General features: G+C 40.2%; 16 protein-coding genes. 9 read left to right on the forward strand and 7 right to left on the reverse strand.

Annotation, left to right across the window (positions count from 1 at the left end; all coding sequences use genetic code 11):
• Positions 1–264: 264 nt before the first annotated feature.
• The gene (locus JFU56_RS03200; RefSeq protein WP_198435857.1) at positions 265–813 is read right to left on the reverse strand and encodes a prepilin-type N-terminal cleavage/methylation domain-containing protein; all 549 of its coding nucleotides are present in this window, start codon (positions 811–813) and stop codon (positions 265–267) included.
• Positions 814–1110: 297 nt separating this feature from the next.
• Here JFU56_RS03200 and JFU56_RS03205 point away from each other — a divergent pair, with 297 nt between their 5' ends.
• The 3 genes from JFU56_RS03205 to JFU56_RS03215 all read left to right on the forward strand — a co-directional run bounded on the left by JFU56_RS03205 (position 1111) and on the right by JFU56_RS03215 (position 5434).
• On the forward strand, positions 1111–2760 hold the full coding sequence (locus JFU56_RS03205; RefSeq protein WP_198435858.1) for a response regulator: 1650 nt from the start codon (positions 1111–1113) through the stop codon (positions 2758–2760).
• 169 nt (positions 2761–2929) lie between these two features.
• Positions 2930–3754 (forward strand): exodeoxyribonuclease III, encoded by an 825-nt coding sequence (xthA, locus tag JFU56_RS03210; RefSeq protein ID WP_198435859.1) that lies wholly within the window; start codon positions 2930–2932, stop codon positions 3752–3754.
• A 138-nt stretch (positions 3755–3892) separates the two neighbouring features.
• Positions 3893–5434, forward strand: coding sequence for a lytic transglycosylase F (locus JFU56_RS03215; RefSeq protein WP_198435860.1), 1542 nt, complete (start codon positions 3893–3895; stop codon positions 5432–5434).
• Positions 5435–5530: 96 nt separating this feature from the next.
• Here the strand turns inward: JFU56_RS03215 and JFU56_RS03220 are convergent, their stop codons facing one another.
• The 4 genes from JFU56_RS03220 to JFU56_RS03235 form a co-directional block, all read right to left on the reverse strand.
• Positions 5531–6241, reverse strand: coding sequence for an ABC transporter permease (locus tag JFU56_RS03220; RefSeq protein WP_198435861.1), 711 nt, complete (start codon positions 6239–6241; stop codon positions 5531–5533).
• Position 6242: 1 nt separating this feature from the next.
• Complete coding sequence (locus JFU56_RS03225) at positions 6243–7007, reverse strand: ABC transporter permease (protein ID WP_198435862.1); 765 nt, start codon at positions 7005–7007, stop codon at positions 6243–6245.
• A 134-nt stretch (positions 7008–7141) separates the two neighbouring features.
• On the reverse strand, positions 7142–7903 hold the full coding sequence (locus JFU56_RS03230; RefSeq protein WP_198435863.1) for a transporter substrate-binding domain-containing protein: 762 nt from the start codon (positions 7901–7903) through the stop codon (positions 7142–7144).
• Between the two features lie 124 nt (positions 7904–8027).
• Positions 8028–8798 carry an ABC transporter ATP-binding protein gene (locus JFU56_RS03235; RefSeq protein ID WP_198435864.1) on the reverse strand — a complete coding sequence of 257 codons (771 nt, stop codon included), beginning with the start codon at positions 8796–8798 and terminating at the stop codon, positions 8028–8030.
• A gap of 491 nt (positions 8799–9289) precedes the next feature.
• Between JFU56_RS03235 and focA the strand changes: the two genes are divergently transcribed.
• From focA to rlmA, 4 genes are all read left to right on the forward strand, one after another.
• Positions 9290–10141 carry a formate transporter FocA gene (gene focA, locus JFU56_RS03240; RefSeq protein ID WP_198435865.1) on the forward strand — a complete coding sequence of 284 codons (852 nt, stop codon included), beginning with the start codon at positions 9290–9292 and terminating at the stop codon, positions 10139–10141.
• A 72-nt stretch (positions 10142–10213) separates the two neighbouring features.
• Positions 10214–12493 carry a formate C-acetyltransferase gene (pflB, locus tag JFU56_RS03245; RefSeq protein WP_198435866.1) on the forward strand — a complete coding sequence of 760 codons (2280 nt, stop codon included), beginning with the start codon at positions 10214–10216 and terminating at the stop codon, positions 12491–12493.
• A gap of 141 nt (positions 12494–12634) precedes the next feature.
• Complete coding sequence (gene pflA, locus JFU56_RS03250) at positions 12635–13411, forward strand: pyruvate formate lyase 1-activating protein (RefSeq protein ID WP_198435867.1); 777 nt, start codon at positions 12635–12637, stop codon at positions 13409–13411.
• 102 nt (positions 13412–13513) lie between these two features.
• On the forward strand, positions 13514–14365 hold the full coding sequence (rlmA, locus tag JFU56_RS03255; protein WP_198435868.1) for a 23S rRNA (guanine(745)-N(1))-methyltransferase: 852 nt from the start codon (positions 13514–13516) through the stop codon (positions 14363–14365).
• Positions 14366–14482: 117 nt separating this feature from the next.
• Here the strand turns inward: rlmA and yfbV are convergent, their stop codons facing one another.
• Positions 14483–14920 (reverse strand): terminus macrodomain insulation protein YfbV, encoded by a 438-nt coding sequence (gene yfbV / locus JFU56_RS03260; protein ID WP_198435869.1) that lies wholly within the window; start codon positions 14918–14920, stop codon positions 14483–14485.
• 411 nt (positions 14921–15331) lie between these two features.
• Between yfbV and JFU56_RS03265 the strand changes: the two genes are divergently transcribed.
• The gene (locus JFU56_RS03265; protein ID WP_198435870.1) at positions 15332–16525 is read left to right on the forward strand and encodes an acetate kinase; all 1194 of its coding nucleotides are present in this window, start codon (positions 15332–15334) and stop codon (positions 16523–16525) included.
• Positions 16526–16630: 105 nt separating this feature from the next.
• A complete protein-coding gene (gene pta / locus JFU56_RS03270) occupies positions 16631–18760 on the forward strand; it encodes a phosphate acetyltransferase (protein ID WP_206759240.1) in 2130 nt (709 codons plus the stop codon).
• 75 nt (positions 18761–18835) lie between these two features.
• Here pta and JFU56_RS03275 read toward each other — a convergent pair whose 3' ends face one another.
• Positions 18836–19543 (reverse strand): tellurite resistance TerB family protein, encoded by a 708-nt coding sequence (locus JFU56_RS03275; RefSeq protein WP_198435872.1) that lies wholly within the window; start codon positions 19541–19543, stop codon positions 18836–18838.
• Positions 19544–20803 lie beyond the last annotated feature (1260 nt).

Below are 20803 nucleotides of genomic sequence, written 5' to 3' on the forward strand. Positions count from 1 at the left end.
CCGAGTGGCCAAAGGGATCAGACTGTAAATCTGACGGCTCAGCCTTCGAAGGTTCGAATCCTTCTCCCTCCACCACTCTCTATACTATCTAAATAATCTTCAAATATACTCTTCTTAAAAGATCCAATTCCAATATATAATTTCATATAAACCTTTGTATTACTAACTTTTATCTATAAATGGCACATGCTATTAAATGCACTTTTATACAAACCATAGATATTAAAAAGGGCGTATATAACGCCCTTATTAATGCCATGAGAATTAGCAATCGCCATCAAAAACAACTACTTTATGTACACTCATTGGCTGATAAAGTAATTGGCAGTTCATCGTTATGTCTTTTTCTTTGTTTACACTTAAAACATCACCATCCGCATTCACGATATTACCTTTCGAGTCGACAAGCATGCCCTCGTTAAAATAACTATCATTCAATGAAATGGCTAATATTCGCTGATTTTTATAAGTTGTATTATTAAAAATAAACCCATCATCATTATCCAGATTTAACAGTTTTTTAATCGAACTGATATATCCTATTGGATAACCTGCACAAGTTAAAAAACCATCAACGATGACTTCGTCAGTAGTACCGTCATGGCATTCATTTTCCAAACCCAAAATCAAAGATTTATAATAAATCAAATCAATGGCGGTTCGTAACTCAGCCGCAACACTGGCAATCTTAGCTTTTTTCGCATCTCCGGATAAGTTAACAAATTTTGGTACTGCAATTGCCGATATAATCGCAAGGATGACAATAACAATTGTCATCTCAATGAGAGTAAAACCTTTCGCCCTAAACCCCATATTATCCTTTATTTTAATTCACAAATTAGCTTGTAATATCACTACAACCTTTAATTATCGCATTATAAGCTAACAGCCCTGCGCCATAAAGTATTTTATACACATTTAAAGTGTGGTTATTGATAGGTAATACCGAATCAACTCGCGTTATTTTTGTCGCACAAAAAATATGCAGTTTACTGCTTAGCGTAACAAAATCAGGCACCTCTCAAGACAGTATTATGCATACCTGCTATTGTGGTTAACGCTAATTATTAGCACCTAAACTTATCTATTACGCTTGAGTATTTAATAAACATGAATAAGAATTTTGACTATCGAAATAAACGCGTACTCATTGTTGATGACCAACGCGCTTTTCAGATCATGCTCAAAACGATGTTAATTAATTTTGGTGCTAAAGACGTAACCCATGTCGGCAGTGCTGAGGATGCGTTAAAATTATGTCGTCACGACACCTTTGACTTATTACTCGTTGACTATAACCTTGGCTCTGGAATTAATGGTCGACAGCTATTTGAAGCACTCAAGATGGATAATTTACTACCTATCCATACCGTCTTTTTCTTGGTCACCGGTGATAACTCCAAAGCCATTGTATTAAGCGCAATTCAGATGACGCCTGATGATTATTTGATGAAGCCATTTTCACAAAATGAGTTAAATTTACGCATTCAAAAAGCCTTCAATAAAAAAGATGCTCTGCTACCTATCTACCAGGCGATTAAAAATAATGATTTCGCTCAAGCAATGGAAGAATGTGACAATGCGATCATCTACTCTGCCCGTTACCGAAATTACTGCCGTTTGTTTAAAGCAGAATTATTAATTGAAAAAGAAATGTATGCCGAAGCTCGTACTATCTTGGAAGATTTTATAGAAGATCATCCACACACTCAGGCGCAGCTATTGCTAGGTCGTGTCTATTATCTAGAGAAAAAATACCAGCAAGCCATTCCACTATTAACTGAAATCATTAAATATAACCCGATGATACTCGATGGTTATGATTGGTTAGCGCAATGCTTTAAAGATGGCGGTGATACAGAAAAAGCATTAGACATAGTGCAGCGTGCAATCAAACATTCACACTTGTCATTAGAGCGCCAAGGTTTATTAGCAGAACTAGCCCTTGATACCAATATGAATACGATAGCCAAAGAAGCCTTTTTCGCTATTTTAATGCAAACCAAGAACACCATACATCAGAACCCACAACATCTGATTAACTATGTGCAAGCGATCATACTCGTAGCGAAACACGAAGAAGATCGCTTTAAACAAGGCCGTTTGCTGCAAGAGATTAGCGGTTTATTTCACCGTTCGTCTCAGCAGCACCCTTATGTGGAAGAAGGTGAGCTGTTAGCGCTTGAAGGTTACAGCTTAGCGTCAATTCATAACGTCAAAGGCAATCAAGTTAAGGCCAAGAATACCCTACTGAAAAGTAATGAAGCCTACTTTGTTGAACCCGAAGAGACGCCTGAATGGTTAGGGCCACAGTTAGTCAACTTGCTGGCTGAATTAGAAGAGTTTGAGCTTGCCGATAAACTCAGACCTTACCTCCAACAAGGCGATGTACACAGCGAAAAATTACTTGCGAACATCAGTGGTGTAGAAGACAGTAAAGAAATTAAATTTCAACATCACAACAAACTGGGTATTGATGCGTTTACCGAAGGTAATCTTGAAGTTGCCCTGCAACACTTTGAAACGGCGTTGTCTATCGCCCCACTCAATACCGGTGCAGCGCTAAATAAAGTTCAGGTCTGCCTCGCACTATTGACTAAAATTGAACGTCCGTGGCCAGAAATCACCAAAAAAGTATCAGATACGTTTATCGAATTAGAAAACTTTCCGCTATCTGAGCAACAAGCAGAGCGTAAAGCAGACCTGAGAAAAGAGTTTAATATTCAACGTATGCATGAGAAAAGAAGAGCTAATAATTAAGTATATTAAAATCATGATGTCCTAAGCTGTGCGCATGATATAGTCATAAACACTAGGTTTAATCTATTCACATGCATAGGTTATTAGTCGCCACTGACGCATGAATAATAGATGCTATGGCATAACAAGTTTTTAGATAATTTTGTAGATCATATAGGGTTAAATACCAATGAAAATAATTTCGTTTAATATAAACGGCCTTCGCGCTCGATTACATCAATTACAAGCGATTATAGACAAGCATTCGCCTGACGTAATTGGCCTACAAGAAATCAAAGTACACAACGAAATGTTCCCTGTAGCAGCCGTTGAAGAAATGGGTTATCACGTATTTTTCCACGGTCAAAAAGCCCATTACGGTGTTGCTATGATGGTGAAGAAAAGCACGGTCGCTGACATTGAAGCTATTAACGTACAGTACGGCTTCCCGACTGATGATGAAGAAGCGCAAAAACGTATGATCATGGTGACGTTTGACCAAACATCAGGTAAACCAATCACGGTACTAAACGGTTACTTCCCGCAAGGCGAAAACATCAGCCATGAAACGAAATATCCGTACAAGCGTAAATTCTATCAAGATTTGAATATCTACCTTAACGACAACCACACAGCAGAAGACGATGTGATTGTAATGGGCGACATTAACATTTCCCCTGCAGATAAAGATATCGGCATCGGTGAACCCAATGCCAAGCGTTGGTTAAAAACTGGTAAATGTAGCTTCCAGCCAGAAGAACGTGAATGGTTAGCAAAACTGCAAGGGTTTGGTCTACACGATACATTCCGCACTATTAAGCCAGAAGTAAGCGACCGCTACAGCTGGTTCGATTACCGCTCAAAAGGCTTCCCTGACAACCGAGGCCTGCGCATCGATGTAATTTTAGCAACCGCTACGCTAAACGCGAAAGTGGTTGAGAGTGATGTTGACTACGAACTACGCGGCATCGAAAAACCTTCTGATCATGCGCCTATCTGGACAACGTTTGGTTAATAATATGACGCTGTATTTATCAATATAAGACAATCGCTTAGGAGCTAGCTCCTAGGCTATTTAATATATCAAAAACGCATTTTAAAAATATGTGTCTAACCTTAATGTTACCCAGACATTCAGATATCAGATGCAATCATGACGATGCAGTGGACTAAGATACGCGCAACGGCAAACAGCTTAATTTTATGTGTTTTAGTGAACATATCTCCTGCTAATGCCCAGTATTCCGCTAATATAAAATCTCATGTTCCTGATGCGATATCTCACTTCCCGGCACCAACATTACCTTATACAATAGCCCAGCAGCAGCTTGATATTCATAGTCAACCGAGCTTTGAAGACCTTCCCCAGCTATTAGCAAAACGCACGATAAAAGTACTTGTGGTGAACCACCCTGCTTATTATTTTATTTATCAAAGCCGTCCACGTGGACTCGCCTATGACATGATGCGTGAATACGAACAACGCTTAAATCAAAAACACTTCAAAGATACTAAGTTAAAACTAAACATCCTGTTTATTCCAGTACCAAGCAGCCAGATAGTCAGCTTGCTCGCACAAGGTTATGGCGATATCGCCATCGGTCCACTAATGACCCCACTACGCCAGCAGAATCAAGTAACGCATACCGAGCCTATCTATACCGACCATCAGTTATTGCTCGTCAGCCATAAGTCCACAAGTGCGTATCAAGATATAAAGCAGCTCTCTGGTAAAGAAATATGGATACGCCGAAATAGTATCTACCATCAGCAATTACAGCACATCAACAAGCAGTTATCCTACTTCAACAAACCACCTATTTATATCCATATTGTCAGTGACGAACTTGAAGATTTCGAGATCTTAGCCATGGTGAACAATAAGAAAATATTCATGACGATGATCTCGAATCACAGTTTACGTTTGTGGAAACGCTTATATAAAAATATAAAAATACACCCCGAATTAAGCGTCGGCAGCCACATTCCAAGTACATGGGCAGTACAAAATAACACGCCACAGTTAACCAATAGCTTAAATCAGTTTATCGCTAATCATAAAAAGGGCACCAAGATCGGCAATATCTTGCACCGCCGCTACCTGGTGAGACACCCCTGGTTAAAAAAAGTCATTCATCAACAATTTGAAAACCGTTATTTAGAAACCGAAAAAATCATTAAGAAATACGCTAAACAGTACCAGTTCGACTGGCAACTTATTCTGGCTCAAGCCTATCAAGAATCAAGGCTTAACCAAAAAGCCATTAGCCATCGTGGCGCTGTTGGGGTAATGCAGGTATTACCTTCAACGGCTAATGAGCCTTATGTCAATATTAAAAACATCAACAAGGTAGACGGTAATATTCATGCGGGAGTGAAGTATTTACATTTTATGCAACAGCGTTACTTTAGCCATGAAAAAATCACAGAACTCGACTCGCTATTACTCAGTTTTGCCGCTTATAACGCCGGTCCAACAAAGTTAATTCGATTAAGAAAACGAGCAGTGAAACAAGGCTTAAACCCCAATATTTGGTTTAATCATGTCGAGAAGATTGCAGCAGAAGTTATTGGTAGAGAGACAGTGGATTATGTAAACAACATTTATAAATTTTACATCACCTATTTACTCGCATCGCGTTATCAAATTAACGAAACCCAGTTAACTGAACAGCAAGTGGCTAACACGCGCTAATACCCATTAGTTAAACCCTTTAGCTCATGCCCTAAACCACAAAGGCCGTTGTGGATATCCACAACGGCCTACTATTTATAACTCTCTAGTGCACCTTTAAGCTAAGTGTCTAAACGCACGTTTTTCCAAGCGTTTGAATACCGCAAAAATAGCAAAGCAGAGACACAAGTAAATACCGCCAGCAAAGGTGAATGCTTCAAACGGGGCATAAAAACGGGAATACACATTGTAACCAGCACCCGTAATGTCAACTAAAGTCACCACACTGGCAATGGATGTTGCATGCAGCATAAAGATCACTTCATTACTGTACGCAGGTAATGCACGACGAAACGCCGACGGTAAAATAATACGGCGTAATATCTGCCAATAATTCATCCCATAGGCTTGCGCAGCTTCAATCTCACCTTTGTCCGTCGTCACTAATGAACCACGGATGATCTCGGTACTGTATGCCGCCGTATTTAATACAAACGCTAACAGACAAGGATAAAACGCATCTTCAAGTAAGAACCAAATTGAGCTGTCTTGGATACCATCAATCATGGTCACGCCATAATAAATCATATACAACTGGATCAATAATGGCGTACCACGGAACACATAAGTGAATAACCAAATGCTACGCGATAACCACACATACTGACTGGTGCGCATGATCGCTAACGGCACCGCTAAAAAGAAACCAATCACCACAGACAAGAACGTCAGCTGTACCGTCAATACGGTACCATCCCAATATTCATTTAAGGTATTCGGCGTAAACATTTCATTTTGCTCAAGCAAAGCAACCAGTTGATCTAACATATTAATGACCCTCTACGCCTTTGCTAAAGTGACGTTCTAAATATTTCAGTACAATCTCGCTCACCGTAGTAATGGCTAAATACACAAATGCCACAGGAATAAAGAATAAAAACGGTTCGTAGGTTGTCATTGCCGCTTCTTTAGCGAGCTTGACCATATCAGACAAACCAATTACAGATACCAGCGCGGTTGTTTTAACCAGCACTAGCCAGTTATTACCAATGCCCGGCAATGCAAAGCGCATCATTTGTGGGAACATCACACGACGGAATACTTGCCAATCAGACATGCCATATGCTATAGCCGCCTCTAACTGGCCTTTATCAACAGATAATAATGCACCACGGAATGTCTCGCCCATGTAAGCACCAAAGATAAAGCCAATCGTTACCACGCCCGCACTAAATTCATCGATAGTTATATACATACCATCTTCATAAAACGCCGATAAGGTTAACCAGCCTTGTTCAATATAAAATTCATTGATGGCGTAAGTTTCATGTAATTCATACAACCACTCTGAAAAATTATTCAAGCCAACTTGCAAACCAAAATAAATCAGCATCATAAGCACGAGATCAGGTACACCACGAACCAAACTCGTGTAAGTAAGTGCAAGAGCAGAAGAAATTTTACCGCCAGAATAGCGTGCAACAGCGGTGATCAACCCGAGTAACACCGCGATAATTAATGAAAAAATGGCAAGTTTAACGGTTAATATAGCGCCATTAAAAATACTAGGGCCATAACCTTGAAGATCTAACATAATATTCCCAGAAAGCAGTGGACGAACCCCTTCGTGAACAGCCCTCGTTAATCGCCTTAGCTCATAACAGAATGCCACAAAGAGTCGCGCCCATTTTTATTATCGTCACACGCTAATGCGCGACGATAAAGAAACTACATTTTAATGCTGTAGCTGAAGTATTTAGCTTGGATAGTTTCGTATGTACCATCTGTTTTGATTTCGGCTAATACTTTATTGAATGTTGCAGCAAGTGACTTATCACGTTTACGCAATGCAACACCCATGCCTTCACCTAGCTGAAATGTATCACCGACTGCTGCAAAAGCACCTTTCTTTTCTGGGATCAATAACGTCGTATCACCAACTGGGAAATCCAGTAATACCATGTCTAAACGACCGCCTTCAAGATCTAGCAATAAATCACCGCTGGTATTATAACGCTTGATAGTGTTGTTTTTAGCATATTCTTCAGTTACATGCGTATCTTGCACTGTGCCACGCTGTACACCAATACGAAGTTTTTTAAAGGCTGCTTTATCTGTTACATCCAGTTTAAAGTCTGACGCTGCAAACCAACCGCTTGGCGTATTGTAGTAAGGTTCAGAGAACAGAACTTGTTTTCTACGTGCATCAGTAATCGACATTGATGAGAAGATAGCATCGTACTTACGTGATAATAAACCAGGGATAATACCGTCCCAAGATTGTACTACCCAAGTACAGTTCCAATTAGCGCGCTTACACACTTCATTACCTAAATCGATTTCGAAACCGGTTAGCTCGCCATCTGGCGTTTTGTATTCAAACGGCTTATAAGGTGCATCAACACCTAAACGCACATCAGTCCATTCTTTCGCTACCACAGCTGAAGAAAGTAATAAGCTTGTTGCAATGACAGTCGCTAATTTTTTCATACATATTTCCCTATTATTATAATTGGGTCAATCAATGACCCTTGTTGTGTTGTTTGTTATTTCTTTTTAATTATTGTTTAAGTATTAATTGTGGTGTTCACTATTAATACTTAGGTGCTAGCTCTTAATACTTAGGTGCTAAAAACTGCTTCACACGCTCTGATTTTGGATTATCGAACAGTTCTTTTGGATCGCCCTGCTCTTCAATCTGACCTTGATGTAAAAAGATAACCTTAGTCGATACATCCCGTGCAAACGCCATTTCATGCGTAACCACTAACATAGTGCGACCTTCTTCAGCCAGACTTTGCATCACACGTAATACTTCACCGACGAGTTCAGGATCTAACGCTGAAGTAGGTTCATCAAATAACAATACTTCCGGCTCAACCGCTAATGCACGCGCAATTGCAACACGTTGTTTTTGGCCACCAGATAGCTGACTTGGGTAATAGTCCTTTCTTTCCCACAAATCAACTTTCTTAAGATATTGTTCTGCACTCGCCAATGCATCGCTGCGCGAGAGCCCTAAAACATGAATTGGTGCTTCAATCACATTTTCAATGACCGTCATGTGCGACCATAAATTGAAACCCTGAAACACCATCGCTAAACGGGAACGAATACGTTGAACTTGCTTTTTATTGGCTATATTGCGGTTACCGTCACGGTCCGTCATCATCTCGATTAATTCGCCATTGACCGAGATATCACCCGACGTTGGCATTTCTAACAAATTAATGCAGCGTAAGAATGTACTTTTACCCGATCCCGAAGAACCGATGATCGAAATTACATCTCCCTTATTCGCAGTCAGGTCGATGCCTTTTAAGACTTCATTGTCACCAAATGATTTATGTAAATTCTTGATGTCTAATGTGGGACTGCTACTCATTCTATTCATCCTAAATACGCTTTATAACAATATAAGTCATGTGCAACACTTAAATTCAAACTATGATTAAAGACTGCAACATAAAAACAGCACTTAACATAACAAATTAGCAATTCAGATAACATAAAACGACTTAAATTTAGTCATTAACTCCACGCTAAAGACAACACTAGGTCTTATCGTCCAGTTAAAAGATAAACGCAGGATTTAACACCATCAATAGATAACACTAGCCAGTACCGCTATATTGGTATTTGTGATGGTTTAAATTTACTTAAATAGTTCATTAAACTTTTGTTTTATATTTAAAATAAAGTTTTGACAACCGTGCAAAAGTGTAATTAAGTTACACTTTAGCCAAGGGCAATAAGTACCACCTTGGTTCTTTTCGTAATAAAAAAACATAAAACAACCTAAATTTGATCTAGATCACTTTATAAATACCACTAGTTAGGTAATAATGTGCGTAGGTTATTTATTGAGACTAAGCAATGAAAACAGTAAGCCCATTTGATGCAATTCTACCAGCCGAACTGCTAATTAAAGCAGAATCTATCGGTGTAGCAAAAGCAACTAAAGCCCCTAGACAAGCCTTCATGCTTGCAATCACAGCCGGTGTCTTTATCTCCATCGCGTTTGCCTTCTATACTACAGTCACAACCGGTACCACCGATGTTGCTTATGGTTTAAAAAAATTCATGGGCGGATTTGCTTTTAGCCTTGGTCTATTACTTGTCGTTGTTTGCGGCGGTGAGCTCTTCACTAGTTCAATTCTGACTATTATTGCCCGTGCTAATAACAAAATTACGACACTGCAATTAGCGAAAAACTGGGCCGTTGTTTATGCTGGTAACTTTGTTGGTTGTATCTTCTTTGTCTTATTAATGTTTTTAGCAAAACAGCATCTCGTTGCTGATGGTGCTTGGGGCATCAATGCCATGAAGATTGCCCAACACAAATTACACCATACCTTTATTCAAGCTGTCACACTCGGCATCCTTGCAAACCTACTTGTTTGCCTTGGGGTATGGATGAGCTTCGCTGCGCGCTCAATTACTGACAAGTTTATTGCCGTGGCATTACCTGTCAGCATGTTCGTTGCATCAGGCTACGAGCACAGTATTGCTAACATGTTTATGATCCCACTCGGGTATGTTATTGCGAACTTTTCTGGCCCAGAGTTTTGGCTAGCAACTGGCGCTAACCCAGCAGATTTTACCGATTTAACATTATCTAACTTTGTATTTAATAACCTTATTCCGGTCACCATTGGCAACATTATTGGTGGTGGCGTATTAGTTGGCCTTACTTACTGGGCTATCTACTGTAAAAAAGAATCTTAATATCTGTTAGTAATAACAGATAACAAACTTTGAAATTACATTTTTTAGAATATTAATAGATTAGGTGTACTTATGACTGAACAAACAATATTTGATCAAGCTTGGCAAGGTTTCACTACTGGTGAATGGACAAACGAAGTTAACTTACGTGACTTCATCCAGAAGAACTACACAGAATTTACTGGTGATGAGTCTTTCTTAGCTGACGCAACTGAAGCAACTGATACGCTTTGGAACAATGTCATGGAAGGCATCAAAATCGAGAACAGCACACACGCGCCGCTTGATTTTGATACTTCAGTACCATCAACAATTACTTCTCATGCCGCTGGTTACATCGATCAAGGTTTAGAAACAATTGTTGGTCTACAAACTGAGAAACCATTAAAGCGTGCAATTATCGCTAATGGCGGTATCCGTATGGTTGAAGGTTCTTGTAAAGCATATGGCAAAGAACTTGATCCAGTAACAGCTAAAATCTTCTCTGAATACCGTAAAACGCACAACCAAGGTGTATTTGACGTTTATACAAGCGACATCATGAAATGTCGTAAGTCAGGTATCTTAACGGGTTTACCAGATGCATATGGCCGTGGTCGTATCATTGGTGATTACCGTCGTGTTGCTGTATACGGCATCGACTTCCTAATGAAGGACAAATTTGCACAACAAAAATCATTAGAAGCGAAGTTCTACTCTGGTGAAGACCTAGAAGCAACAATGCGTTTACGTGAAGAAATTTCAGAGCAGTATCGTGCACTAAACGACATCAAAACGATGGCGGCAACTTACGGATTCGACATTTCTGGTCCAGCAACAAGCGCGAAAGAAGCTATTCAGTGGACTTACTTCGGCTACCTTGCTGCAGTTAAATCACAAAATGGCGCAGCAATGAGCTTTGGCCGTGTAACGACTTTCTTAGACGTTTACATCGAACGTGATTTACAAGCAGGTATCATTACTGAGACTGACGCTCAGGAAATGATTGACCACCTAGTAATGAAACTACGTATGGTACGTTTCCTACGTACACCTGAATACGATGAGCTATTCTCTGGTGACCCAATCTGGGCTACAGAAACTATCGCAGGTATGGGTACAGATGGTCGTTCATTAGTAACTAAATCATCATTCCGTGTACTACACACACAATACACTATGGGTCCTTCACCAGAGCCAAACATCACGGTATTGTGGGCTGAAAACCTACCATTAAACTTCAAACGCTACTGTGCGAAAGTATCAATTGATACTTCATCAATCCAGTACGAGAATGATGATTTAATGCGTACCGATTTCGACAATGATGACTATGCAATTGCTTGTTGTGTATCACCAATGATTGTTGGTAAACAAATGCAGTTCTTCGGCGCACGTAGTAACCTTGCTAAAGCATTGTTATATACAATCAATGGCGGCGTAGATGAAAAACTAAAAGTACAAATTGGTCCAGTTGTAGACAAGATCACAGATGATGTGCTTGATTACGAAGACGTAGCAGCACGTTTAGACAAAATGATGGATTGGTTAGCAACAACGTATGTTACTGCACTTAACTCAATTCACTATTCACACGACAAATACTCGTATGAAGCATCACTAATGGCATTACATGACCGTGACGTTGAACGTACAATGGCATGTGGTATTGCGGGTCTATCTGTTACAGCTGATTCACTTTCTGCAATCAAATACGCGAAAGTTAAACCGATTCGTGATGAGAATGGTATTGCTACTGATTTTGAAATCGAAGGTGACTACCCTAAATTTGGTAACAACGATGCACGTGTCGATGATATCGCTTGTAGCCTTGTTGAAACTTTCATGAAGAAAGTTGCTAGCCACAAAATGTACCGTGATGCGAAACCAACGCAGTCTGTACTAACGATTACATCTAACGTTGTATACGGTAAGAAAACAGGTACAACACCAGATGGCCGTCAAGCAGGCGCACCATTCGCACCGGGTGCAAACCCAATGCATGGTCGTGATGAGAAAGGCGCGATCGCTGCGCTAACTTCAGTTGCAAAACTACCGTTTGAATACGCAAAAGATGGTATCTCTTATACTTTCTCTATCGTACCAAACGCACTAGGTAAAACAGACGATATCCGTCGTACTAACCTAGCTGGTTTAATGGATGGTTACTTCAAGCACAGCAGTGTAATTGAAGGTGGTCAGCACTTAAACGTAAACGTGATGGATCGTTCAATGCTACTTGACGCTGTTAAGCACCCTGAAAAATACCCACAACTGACCATTCGTGTGTCTGGTTACGCGGTACGCTTCAACTCGCTAACACCTGAGCAACAGCAAGACGTGATTACACGTACATTCCAACAATCATTCTAAGACTGTCGGAATAGTAGGATAAAACGACTACGGTTGTTTTAATCCTACCAAGAAATAAAAGCCTTACACATGTAAGGCTTTTGTATTTATAATCGATTTTACATTTATAATAGTCATATAGCCCTATCGTTTGGAGATATTATGTCGCTTATTAAGCCTATTGATTCTACTGAGTTATGTAGCACTGTCGGACGCATTCATTCTACCGAATCTTTTGGCTCTGTAGATGGACCAGGTATTCGTTACATCGTTTTCATGCAAGGCTGCTTAATGCGTTGCTTGTATTGTCACAACCGTGATTCATGGGATTTACATTCAGGTAAAGAAACCACCGTTGATGAATTAATGCGTGAACTGGTTTCATACAAGGCATTTATGCTCGCTACAGGTGGTGGTGTCACTGCATCAGGTGGTGAAGCAATGCTCCAACCTGAGTTTGTCCGTGATTTTTTCATCGCGGCCCAAGCTGAAGGTGTTAATACTTGCTTAGATACCAACGGCTATATTCGTAAATACACCGATGTTATTGATGAAGTGCTCGATGTCAGTGATTTAGTCATGCTTGATCTAAAGCAAATGAACGACAAGATCCACCAAGAACTCGCTGGCGTCAGTAATAAACGTACCCTTGAATTTGCCGAGTACTTAGCCAAGCGCGATCAAAAAACATGGATCCGTTATGTTGTGGTACCAGGTTTTACCGATGATGATGCATCTGCACATGAATTAGGTAAGTTTATTCAACACATGAATAATATTGAAAAAGTAGAATTGCTGCCTTATCACGAATTAGGCCTGCACAAATGGAAAACAATGGGCTTTGATTACCCCCTTGACGGTGTGCCGCCGCCAAGCAAAGACACCATGGACCGCATTCAAGCTATCTTATTAGAATATAAAGATAATGTAATTTATTAATGGTCCGAACAGAATTCTATTTCAAACCGATCCTAGCTCTATGCTATGATCGGTTTTTTGTTTTAGCCTTTTTGCTAATCGCCATCAGAATAATGAGATCACATGAACAACTTTTGCCCTACCTACCTTTGCCCTATCTGCGCGGGTCCATTATCCCTGCAAGATAAAAGTCTCGCTTGCGAGCAACGCCATCAATTTGATCTCGCAAAAGAAGGTTACGTAAACTTACTGCCGGTACAAAACAAAAAATCGAAAAACCCTGGTGATAACAAAGAAATGATGCAAGCGCGTCGTGAGTTTCTCGATCAAGGCTTCTATCAATCTCTGTCGGATAAGGTCAATAGCATTGCTAAGCAGGCGTTAAGCACTGTTGAAGCCCCGAACATCCTTGACCTAGGTTGTGGCGAAGGTTATTACACCCACCGCTTAGCGCAAGTAATGTCTAATTCTGATACAACTAGCAATGCCATACCACAAATCGCGGGGCTGGATATTTCTAAATCAGCGGTCCGCTATGCGGCAAAACGCTATAAGAGTATTAGCTTTTGTGTGGCAAGCGCGTACGCGACTCCTTTTGCTGATGCCAGCCAAGATTTAGTCACACGTATTTACGCGCCATCACAAGATGCTGAACTAGCCCGTATTGTCAAAGTTGACGGTTACTTAATCACAGTAACGCCTGCTGCTGAGCATTTGTTTGAGTTAAAACAAAAGATTTATCAAACACCTGAAAAGCATGACATGACGGTGGAAGACATTGCAGGATTTGACGTGATTGAACAACAGCGTTTAACGGATGTGATCACTCTTACGCAAGCCAAAGACAGCAAGAACTTATTAGAAATGACGCCGCTGGCGTGGAAAATGAATGATGAGCAAAAAGCAGCGCTCTACGCGGCTGACTTAACCCTTACGTTAGACTTTAATATCACCCTGTATAAACGTACCGCTTAGCTAGTCGATTATAATTATTCTATTTCGGTTAGCGTACGACTCGTTTTTCAGACAAAAAAATACCGGTATTATCGCTAATATCGGTATTTACTTTTAGGCTATCTTTAAGACCATGTCTTATTTTGCCATAAAGGCTTTGTCCATCCGCTTAAATGCACTTTCTAAAATGTCAGCCAATTCACTGTAATGTGGATTTTTTGCTGCAGGTTCAAGTTCGCAACCTTGCGTCACTAATCCTTGATATAACTCTCGATACCAAGTCGCAAGTGAAACAGGTAATAGCTCGCTAGAACGTTTGCCTAACCAATACAAACCCTGCATCGGTAAAGTAATCAATAATAATGCAATCGCAATACTTGCTGGCAATTGTTGCATATTACCATAAAGGTATTGCATCATTACCGTTAAAATTGCTAATGGCGGCATTGTCTTAAAGCCAAGCTGAGTCGCAGCAATAATTCTATTTTCAGGAAAAAGGGCTGCCAATTCTTTTTTCATCGGCCAACGCGTCATATAATGTTGACCTTTATAAAGCGTATCTTTAAACACACCCATCAGCATCCTCCCATAAAAAGATAAATTATCTATAATTCAAACCATACACTATGTCGTGGTACAGGTAAAATAGTATATGAATGTCACGTTAATGGTTTAGATCAACTTTATTACAAATATACTTTGAGATATCGTCCCATTGCAAGTAAACTATGAAGCAGTTAACACTTTAAGGGAAAATGTGAGTGACACAACTCACAGTTTTAACAAGTTGTCATTTTTTTAAGATGGATATTTAGTAACGAACATTCGTCGTATCAACTACGACATCGTACGTAAAAATGACAGTGTCAGCCAATTTGCTAAGCACAGACAATCTCTTTGCTTTAATAAAGATACGATACCAGAGCGAAAATCGCTAGGTATTGTTATCAGTTATTTTATTGATTATTTCATAATAGGTTTTTACGCATGAATAAACTCGTTCTAGTTCTAAACTGTGGTAGCTCTTCTCTTAAATTTGCAGTTCTTGATTCAGTATCAGGTGATGAAAAATTATCTGGTCTTGCTGAATGCTTTAATTTAGAAAATGCACGTATCAAGTGGAAACTTGACGGCAACAAAGGCACTGCCGATCTAGGCGCAGGCGCTTCACATAAAGAAGCTGTAGCGTACATTGTAAATAACATTCTTAAAGACCAAAAAGAAATGAGCGATGCTATTGTAGCTATCGGTCATCGTGTTGTTCACGGCGGCGAAAAATTCACTTCATCAGTAATCATTGATGAATCAGTAATGCAAGGCATCGAAGACTGTGCAACTTTAGCACCGCTTCACAACCCGGCTCACCTAATCGGTATCCGTGCTGCACAAGCTGCATTCCCAACACTACCACAAGTTGCTGTATTTGATACTGCGTTCCACCAGTCTATGCCTGAAAAAGCATACCTATACGCTTTACCATACAAACTATACCGCGACAATGGCATCCGTCGTTACGGCATGCACGGTACTAGCCATCTATTCATTGGTCGTGAAGCTGCTGCGCTTCTTGGTCAAAAAGTTGAAGAAACTAACATCATCAACTGTCATCTTGGTAACGGCGCTTCTGTTTGTGCAATTAAAGATGGTAAATCAGTAGACACAAGCATGGGTATGACTCCACTTGAAGGTCTAGTAATGGGTACGCGTAGTGGTGATCTTGACCCAAGCATCATCAACCACCTTGTTACACAGTGTAACTACACACTTGCTGAAGTTAACAGCATGCTGAACAACGAAAGTGGCTTACTAGGTGTGTCTGAAATTTCTAGCGATTGCCGTGCTATCGAAGATGGCCATGCTGAAGGTAAAGTTGGCGCAGTACGCGCAATGGAACTTTCTTGCTACCGTCTAGCTAAATACATCGCTTCATACGCAGCTGCTTTAGGCCGTATCGACGCTATCGTATTTACTGGTGGTATCGGTGAGAACTCTGACGTTATCCGTTCACTAGTTCTTAACCAACTTTCTATCTTCGGTATCGAAGTAGATGAAACTGCAAATACAGCTGCACGTTTCGGTTCTGAAGGTACAATCACTACAGCAAACAGTAAAATTAAAGCTATGGTTATCTCTACTAATGAAGAACTAGTTATTGCACAAGACGCAGTAAGCTTAATCTAATTAGCTAGTTAACTTAACTAAGTTTAACTTTTATAAGAAAGGTGTGACTGCACCTTTCTTTCTTCTCAATCCCAATATAAGGGGACGCTAGTGGCTCGCACTATAATGCTTATCCCAGTTGGCGTAGGCGTAGGCGTAACTTCTGTTAGTCTAGGTATGGTTCGTGCGTTTGAACGCAACGGCCTAAACGTTAACTTTTTCAAACCTGTTGCTCAACCTCGCCAAGGCGAAAAAGGTCCAGAGCTTTCAACTGAAATTATCCGTCAAGGAACGAATGCATCACCTGCAACACCGTTCACTTTATCACACGCTGAAAAATTAATCGGTGCTGGTAAAACTGACGTACTTCTTGAAGATATCGTTGAACGTTTCGAATCGCACATGGTTGATGCTGAAATCGTTGTTGTTGAAGGTCTAGTACCAACATCAAAACAGCCATTTGCTAACGATGTTAACTACAACATCGCTAAAGCACTTGACGCTGAAATGGTATTTGTGACTAACCCTGGCACAGATTCTTCAGAACAACTTAAAGATCGTTTAGAGATCGCTTGTTCTAACTTCGGCGGCAGCAAAAACAAAAACATCATTGGTTGTGTGATCAACAAAGTTGGCGCACCACTTGATGAAGCTGGTCGTAGCCGTCCAGATCTTGCAGAAATGTTTGAAGCAAACACAGGTAATGCTAGCCATAACCTAGAAGTGCTACAAGTATTTGGCAAAAGCCCAATGCCTATCCTGGGTTGTATCCCATGGAGCGCAGAGCTAATTGCACCACGTGCAAAAGATCTAGCTAAACACTTAAATGCTGAAATCCTAAACGAAGGCGAAATCGAAGAACGTCGTCTAGTGGGTATCACTTTCTGTGCACGTTCTATCCCGAACATGCTTGAGCACTTCCGTCCAGGTGGCTTATTAGTTACTTCTGGCGATCGTGCTGACGTTATTGTTGCTGCATGTCTTGCTGCAATGAACGGCGTCAAAGTTGGCGCATTACTATTAACTGGTGATGTTCGTCCAGACGAAAGCGTATTAAAACTTTGTCAACAAGCGATGGCAACTGGTTTACCAATCATGTTGACGCCGACAAACACTTGGCAGACTGCATTAACGCTTCAAAACTTCAATCTTGATATCCCTGCAGATGACAAACAGCGCATCGAAGCGGTTCAAGAATACATCGCAAGTCATATCGACAAGCAATGGATTGAAACGTTAACAGTTGGTACACAGCGTACTCGTCGTCTATCACCACCTGCATTCCGTTACCAGTTAACAGAATTAGCACGTCAAGCGAAGAAACGTGTTGTTCTTCCTGAAGGTGAAGAACCACGTACAATTGAAGCGGCTAACATTTGTGCTGAACGCGGTATCGCGATCCCAGTACTTGTGGGTAACCCTGCTGAAATTAAACGTGTTGCAGAAAGCCAAGGTATCGTGCTTTGTGACGGTGTTGAAATTGTAGATCCAGTAACATGTCGTGAAAAATATGTTGCTCCTATGGTTGAACTGCGTAAAGCGAAAGGCCTTACTGAAGTAGTAGCACGTGAACAACTACAAGATAGTGTTGTTCTTGCGACTATGATGTTAGAACAAGCTGAAGTTGATGGTCTTGTATCTGGTGCCGTTCACACGACAGCAAACACAATCCGTCCAGCACTACAGTTGATCAAAACGGCACCGGGTTCAAACCTAGTATCTTCGATCTTCTTTATGTTGCTACCAGATCAAGTGTTAGTGTACGGTGATTGTGCAATTAACCCTGATCCAAATGCTGACCAACTAGCTGATATCGCAATTCAATCTGCTGATTCTGCTAAAGCGTTCGGTATTGAACCTCGCGTTGCTATGATCTCTTACTCAACTGGTTCATCTGGCCAAGGTAGTGATGTAGAGAAAGTGCGTGAAGCAACTAAACTTGCACAAGAACGTCGCCCAGATCTAATCATCGACGGTCCATTACAGTACGATGCTGCTATTATGGAAAATGTTGCAAAAAGTAAAGCGCCAAACAGCCCTGTTGCTGGTAAAGCGACTGTATTTGTATTCCCAGATCTTAATACTGGTAACACAACTTACAAAGCGGTACAGCGTTCTGCAAACCTAATCTCTATTGGTCCAATGCTGCAAGGCATGCGTAAACCAGTAAATGATTTATCACGTGGCGCATTAGTAGACGATATCGTTTACACAATCGCGCTAACAGCAATTCAAGCTAAGCAATTAAGCAACTAGTTTGAAAACCTGTTAAACGTGTACTAAGGCTCCCTCGGGAGCCTTTTTTGTCCCTGTAAATATACCTCCAGTTCTCTATACACCAAGCTGCTGTTTCAGTTCTTGAATTAACGCTGGCGGGAGATTCAAGTGTTTTTCTAATTCCTGCAGATATGCTTTTTCCATGAAGTGGTCAACATCGATAACCGCGTACGAAATTAAATACACTTCACAGGCTTGTTCTATCGAGGTAATTCTTGCCGCTAACGCAGCGGGATCCAATGGCTTCGCAAGTGCAGCTTCAATGAGTTGATTCGTGCCATCATCGATACCTAGGCCGTTTAACTTGATGATAATAGCTTGATGTTCTTCAGCGTCTATGTGTCCGTCAGCTCTCGCAGCGCCAATCATGGCATCAAGTAACAAGTCGGTATTACACTGTAATACCGGCTCTGAAGTTAATTCAGCCTGATTTTGGAATGATGTCGAGTTTACCTGATTCGATGCCTGGCTTGCAGGAGCGACCTTCTGATCTGATTGCCACTTTTGATAAGCATAATAAGCCGCGCCACCCAGCGCTGCTACGCCGCCTACTTTTGCCGCTTTACCTGCATAGTTACGGCCTTTTTTGCTACCTAAAAGAGTACCTAAGATACCGCCTGAAACAAGTCCACCACCAAATCCTGATGCCATTTTTTTAGCTGATTCAACATTGATATTTTGGCTGCTTAATTTACCGCTATTTTTCTCTAATAGCTGTTTACCTTCGCTCAGTAATTGTTGAAATAATTTGCTGCTATTCATATTTAGGCTCTTCCTCATTAATTAACTCACAATTAATATATGGCATAGCGTCTCGTTACCCAAGATTGTTGACACTTATTTGCGTAACATCGACACTGATTTACATACGATGTCCACAATAGCGCTCAGGGCGATTAAAGCTGAATATTCAACCCCTGTATCTCAAATTTAAAAGAGGCCGTTGAAGAGTCCTGCGAGGCCATTTTATATAACAAAAACAACTTAATTATTCAGTCTTTAGTTGTATTTAATTTCTAATTTTTTCTTGATTTTTCATGAAATATAAATGCAACTAAGTAAAATCATTTGAATACAACGACTTACACTGACACCTCAAGTTAACACACATGGTTATCCACAGAATCTGTGGATAACCTAACAAAAAAGTCAATTATTCACAAAACGATCGCGGAATATAACTAATTTAGTCCACAACACGTATTTTATGCTTAAAGTTATGCACAAGCGAAATACAACTAAGCGAGTATATACATAAATAATACTAACCTGTGTATAACATGATGATTTAAAAGTTAAGTGAAGTAGAGGTATCAGGAAAGGCATAAAAAAGGCATAAAAAAAGCCTCAATAGAGGCTTTTTAATAATCAATTTGCTATCGCGAATCTAGCCTGTCGGTTAGATTAGTTTACGCCAGCTTCATCATCAAGTTGGTCACGTAGTTCCGCTTCCATTTCTTGTTTCAATTCGTCTTGAAGTTGATAATACGATAAATCGTTTTCATTATAGTCCATCATAACCACCTTAATAGTACTTAACAGTACATCTTTAAAATATGCCGATAATCGATAATCCGCTTATCACACTTCCCTGGAACAACCTTCTGCCCAGTCCATGTATTAATCCTAACACAGCATTTTAAGTCCGCAATATTTGTTGTTCACGATGAAAATATTGATCCTCGTCAATAAATTCATTCTGTAATTATTTATCAACATTTTGGTTACCAGCTCTTCATATGAAAGCAAATGCAGGATATAAGAAAGGATCTACGGCCTCAAAACATAACCAGTTGACTAAAACTGAACGATAATAAACAAAATAGAACAACTTAATATAAGTTATATCAAAAAGTAATATAAAGGGGTTTTGATGCTAAAGTGATAAATATTCACCGATTTTGAGGGAAATTTGAGTTTAAAGAAACAAAGAAAATAATGTAAAGGGGAGCTTTGATATCGAAATTACACTAATTAGCGTGAAAATGACTAATTTAGCCTGTCGTTTTAGCGTAATAGTTA

It is taken from the genome of Moritella sp. F3, from assembly GCF_015082335.1.
Taxonomy (GTDB): Bacteria; Pseudomonadota; Gammaproteobacteria; order Enterobacterales; family Moritellaceae; genus Moritella.

Excerpts from the sequence above, each read along its gene's own strand:
- JFU56_RS03200 (WP_198435857.1), bottom strand. The coding sequence starts at position 813 with ATGGGGTTTAGGGCGAAAGGTTTTACTCTCATTGAGATGACAATTGTT.
- JFU56_RS03205 (WP_198435858.1), top strand. The coding sequence starts at position 1,111 with ATGAATAAGAATTTTGACTATCGAAATAAACGCGTACTCATTGTTGAT.
- xthA (WP_198435859.1), top strand. The coding sequence starts at position 2,930 with ATGAAAATAATTTCGTTTAATATAAACGGCCTTCGCGCTCGATTACAT.
- JFU56_RS03215 (WP_198435860.1), top strand. The coding sequence starts at position 3,893 with ATGACGATGCAGTGGACTAAGATACGCGCAACGGCAAACAGCTTAATT.
- JFU56_RS03220 (WP_198435861.1), bottom strand. The coding sequence starts at position 6,241 with ATGTTAGATCAACTGGTTGCTTTGCTTGAGCAAAATGAAATGTTTACG.
- JFU56_RS03225 (WP_198435862.1), bottom strand. The coding sequence starts at position 7,007 with ATGTTAGATCTTCAAGGTTATGGCCCTAGTATTTTTAATGGCGCTATA.
- JFU56_RS03230 (WP_198435863.1), bottom strand. The coding sequence starts at position 7,903 with ATGAAAAAATTAGCGACTGTCATTGCAACAAGCTTATTACTTTCTTCA.
- JFU56_RS03235 (WP_198435864.1), bottom strand. The coding sequence starts at position 8,798 with ATGAGTAGCAGTCCCACATTAGACATCAAGAATTTACATAAATCATTT.
- focA (WP_198435865.1), top strand. The coding sequence starts at position 9,290 with ATGAAAACAGTAAGCCCATTTGATGCAATTCTACCAGCCGAACTGCTA.
- pflB (WP_198435866.1), top strand. The coding sequence starts at position 10,214 with ATGACTGAACAAACAATATTTGATCAAGCTTGGCAAGGTTTCACTACT.
- pflA (WP_198435867.1), top strand. The coding sequence starts at position 12,635 with ATGTCGCTTATTAAGCCTATTGATTCTACTGAGTTATGTAGCACTGTC.
- rlmA (WP_198435868.1), top strand. The coding sequence starts at position 13,514 with ATGAACAACTTTTGCCCTACCTACCTTTGCCCTATCTGCGCGGGTCCA.
- yfbV (WP_198435869.1), bottom strand. The coding sequence starts at position 14,920 with ATGGGTGTGTTTAAAGATACGCTTTATAAAGGTCAACATTATATGACG.
- JFU56_RS03265 (WP_198435870.1), top strand. The coding sequence starts at position 15,332 with ATGAATAAACTCGTTCTAGTTCTAAACTGTGGTAGCTCTTCTCTTAAA.
- pta (WP_206759240.1), top strand. The coding sequence starts at position 16,631 with ATGCTTATCCCAGTTGGCGTAGGCGTAGGCGTAACTTCTGTTAGTCTA.
- JFU56_RS03275 (WP_198435872.1), bottom strand. The coding sequence starts at position 19,543 with ATGAATAGCAGCAAATTATTTCAACAATTACTGAGCGAAGGTAAACAG.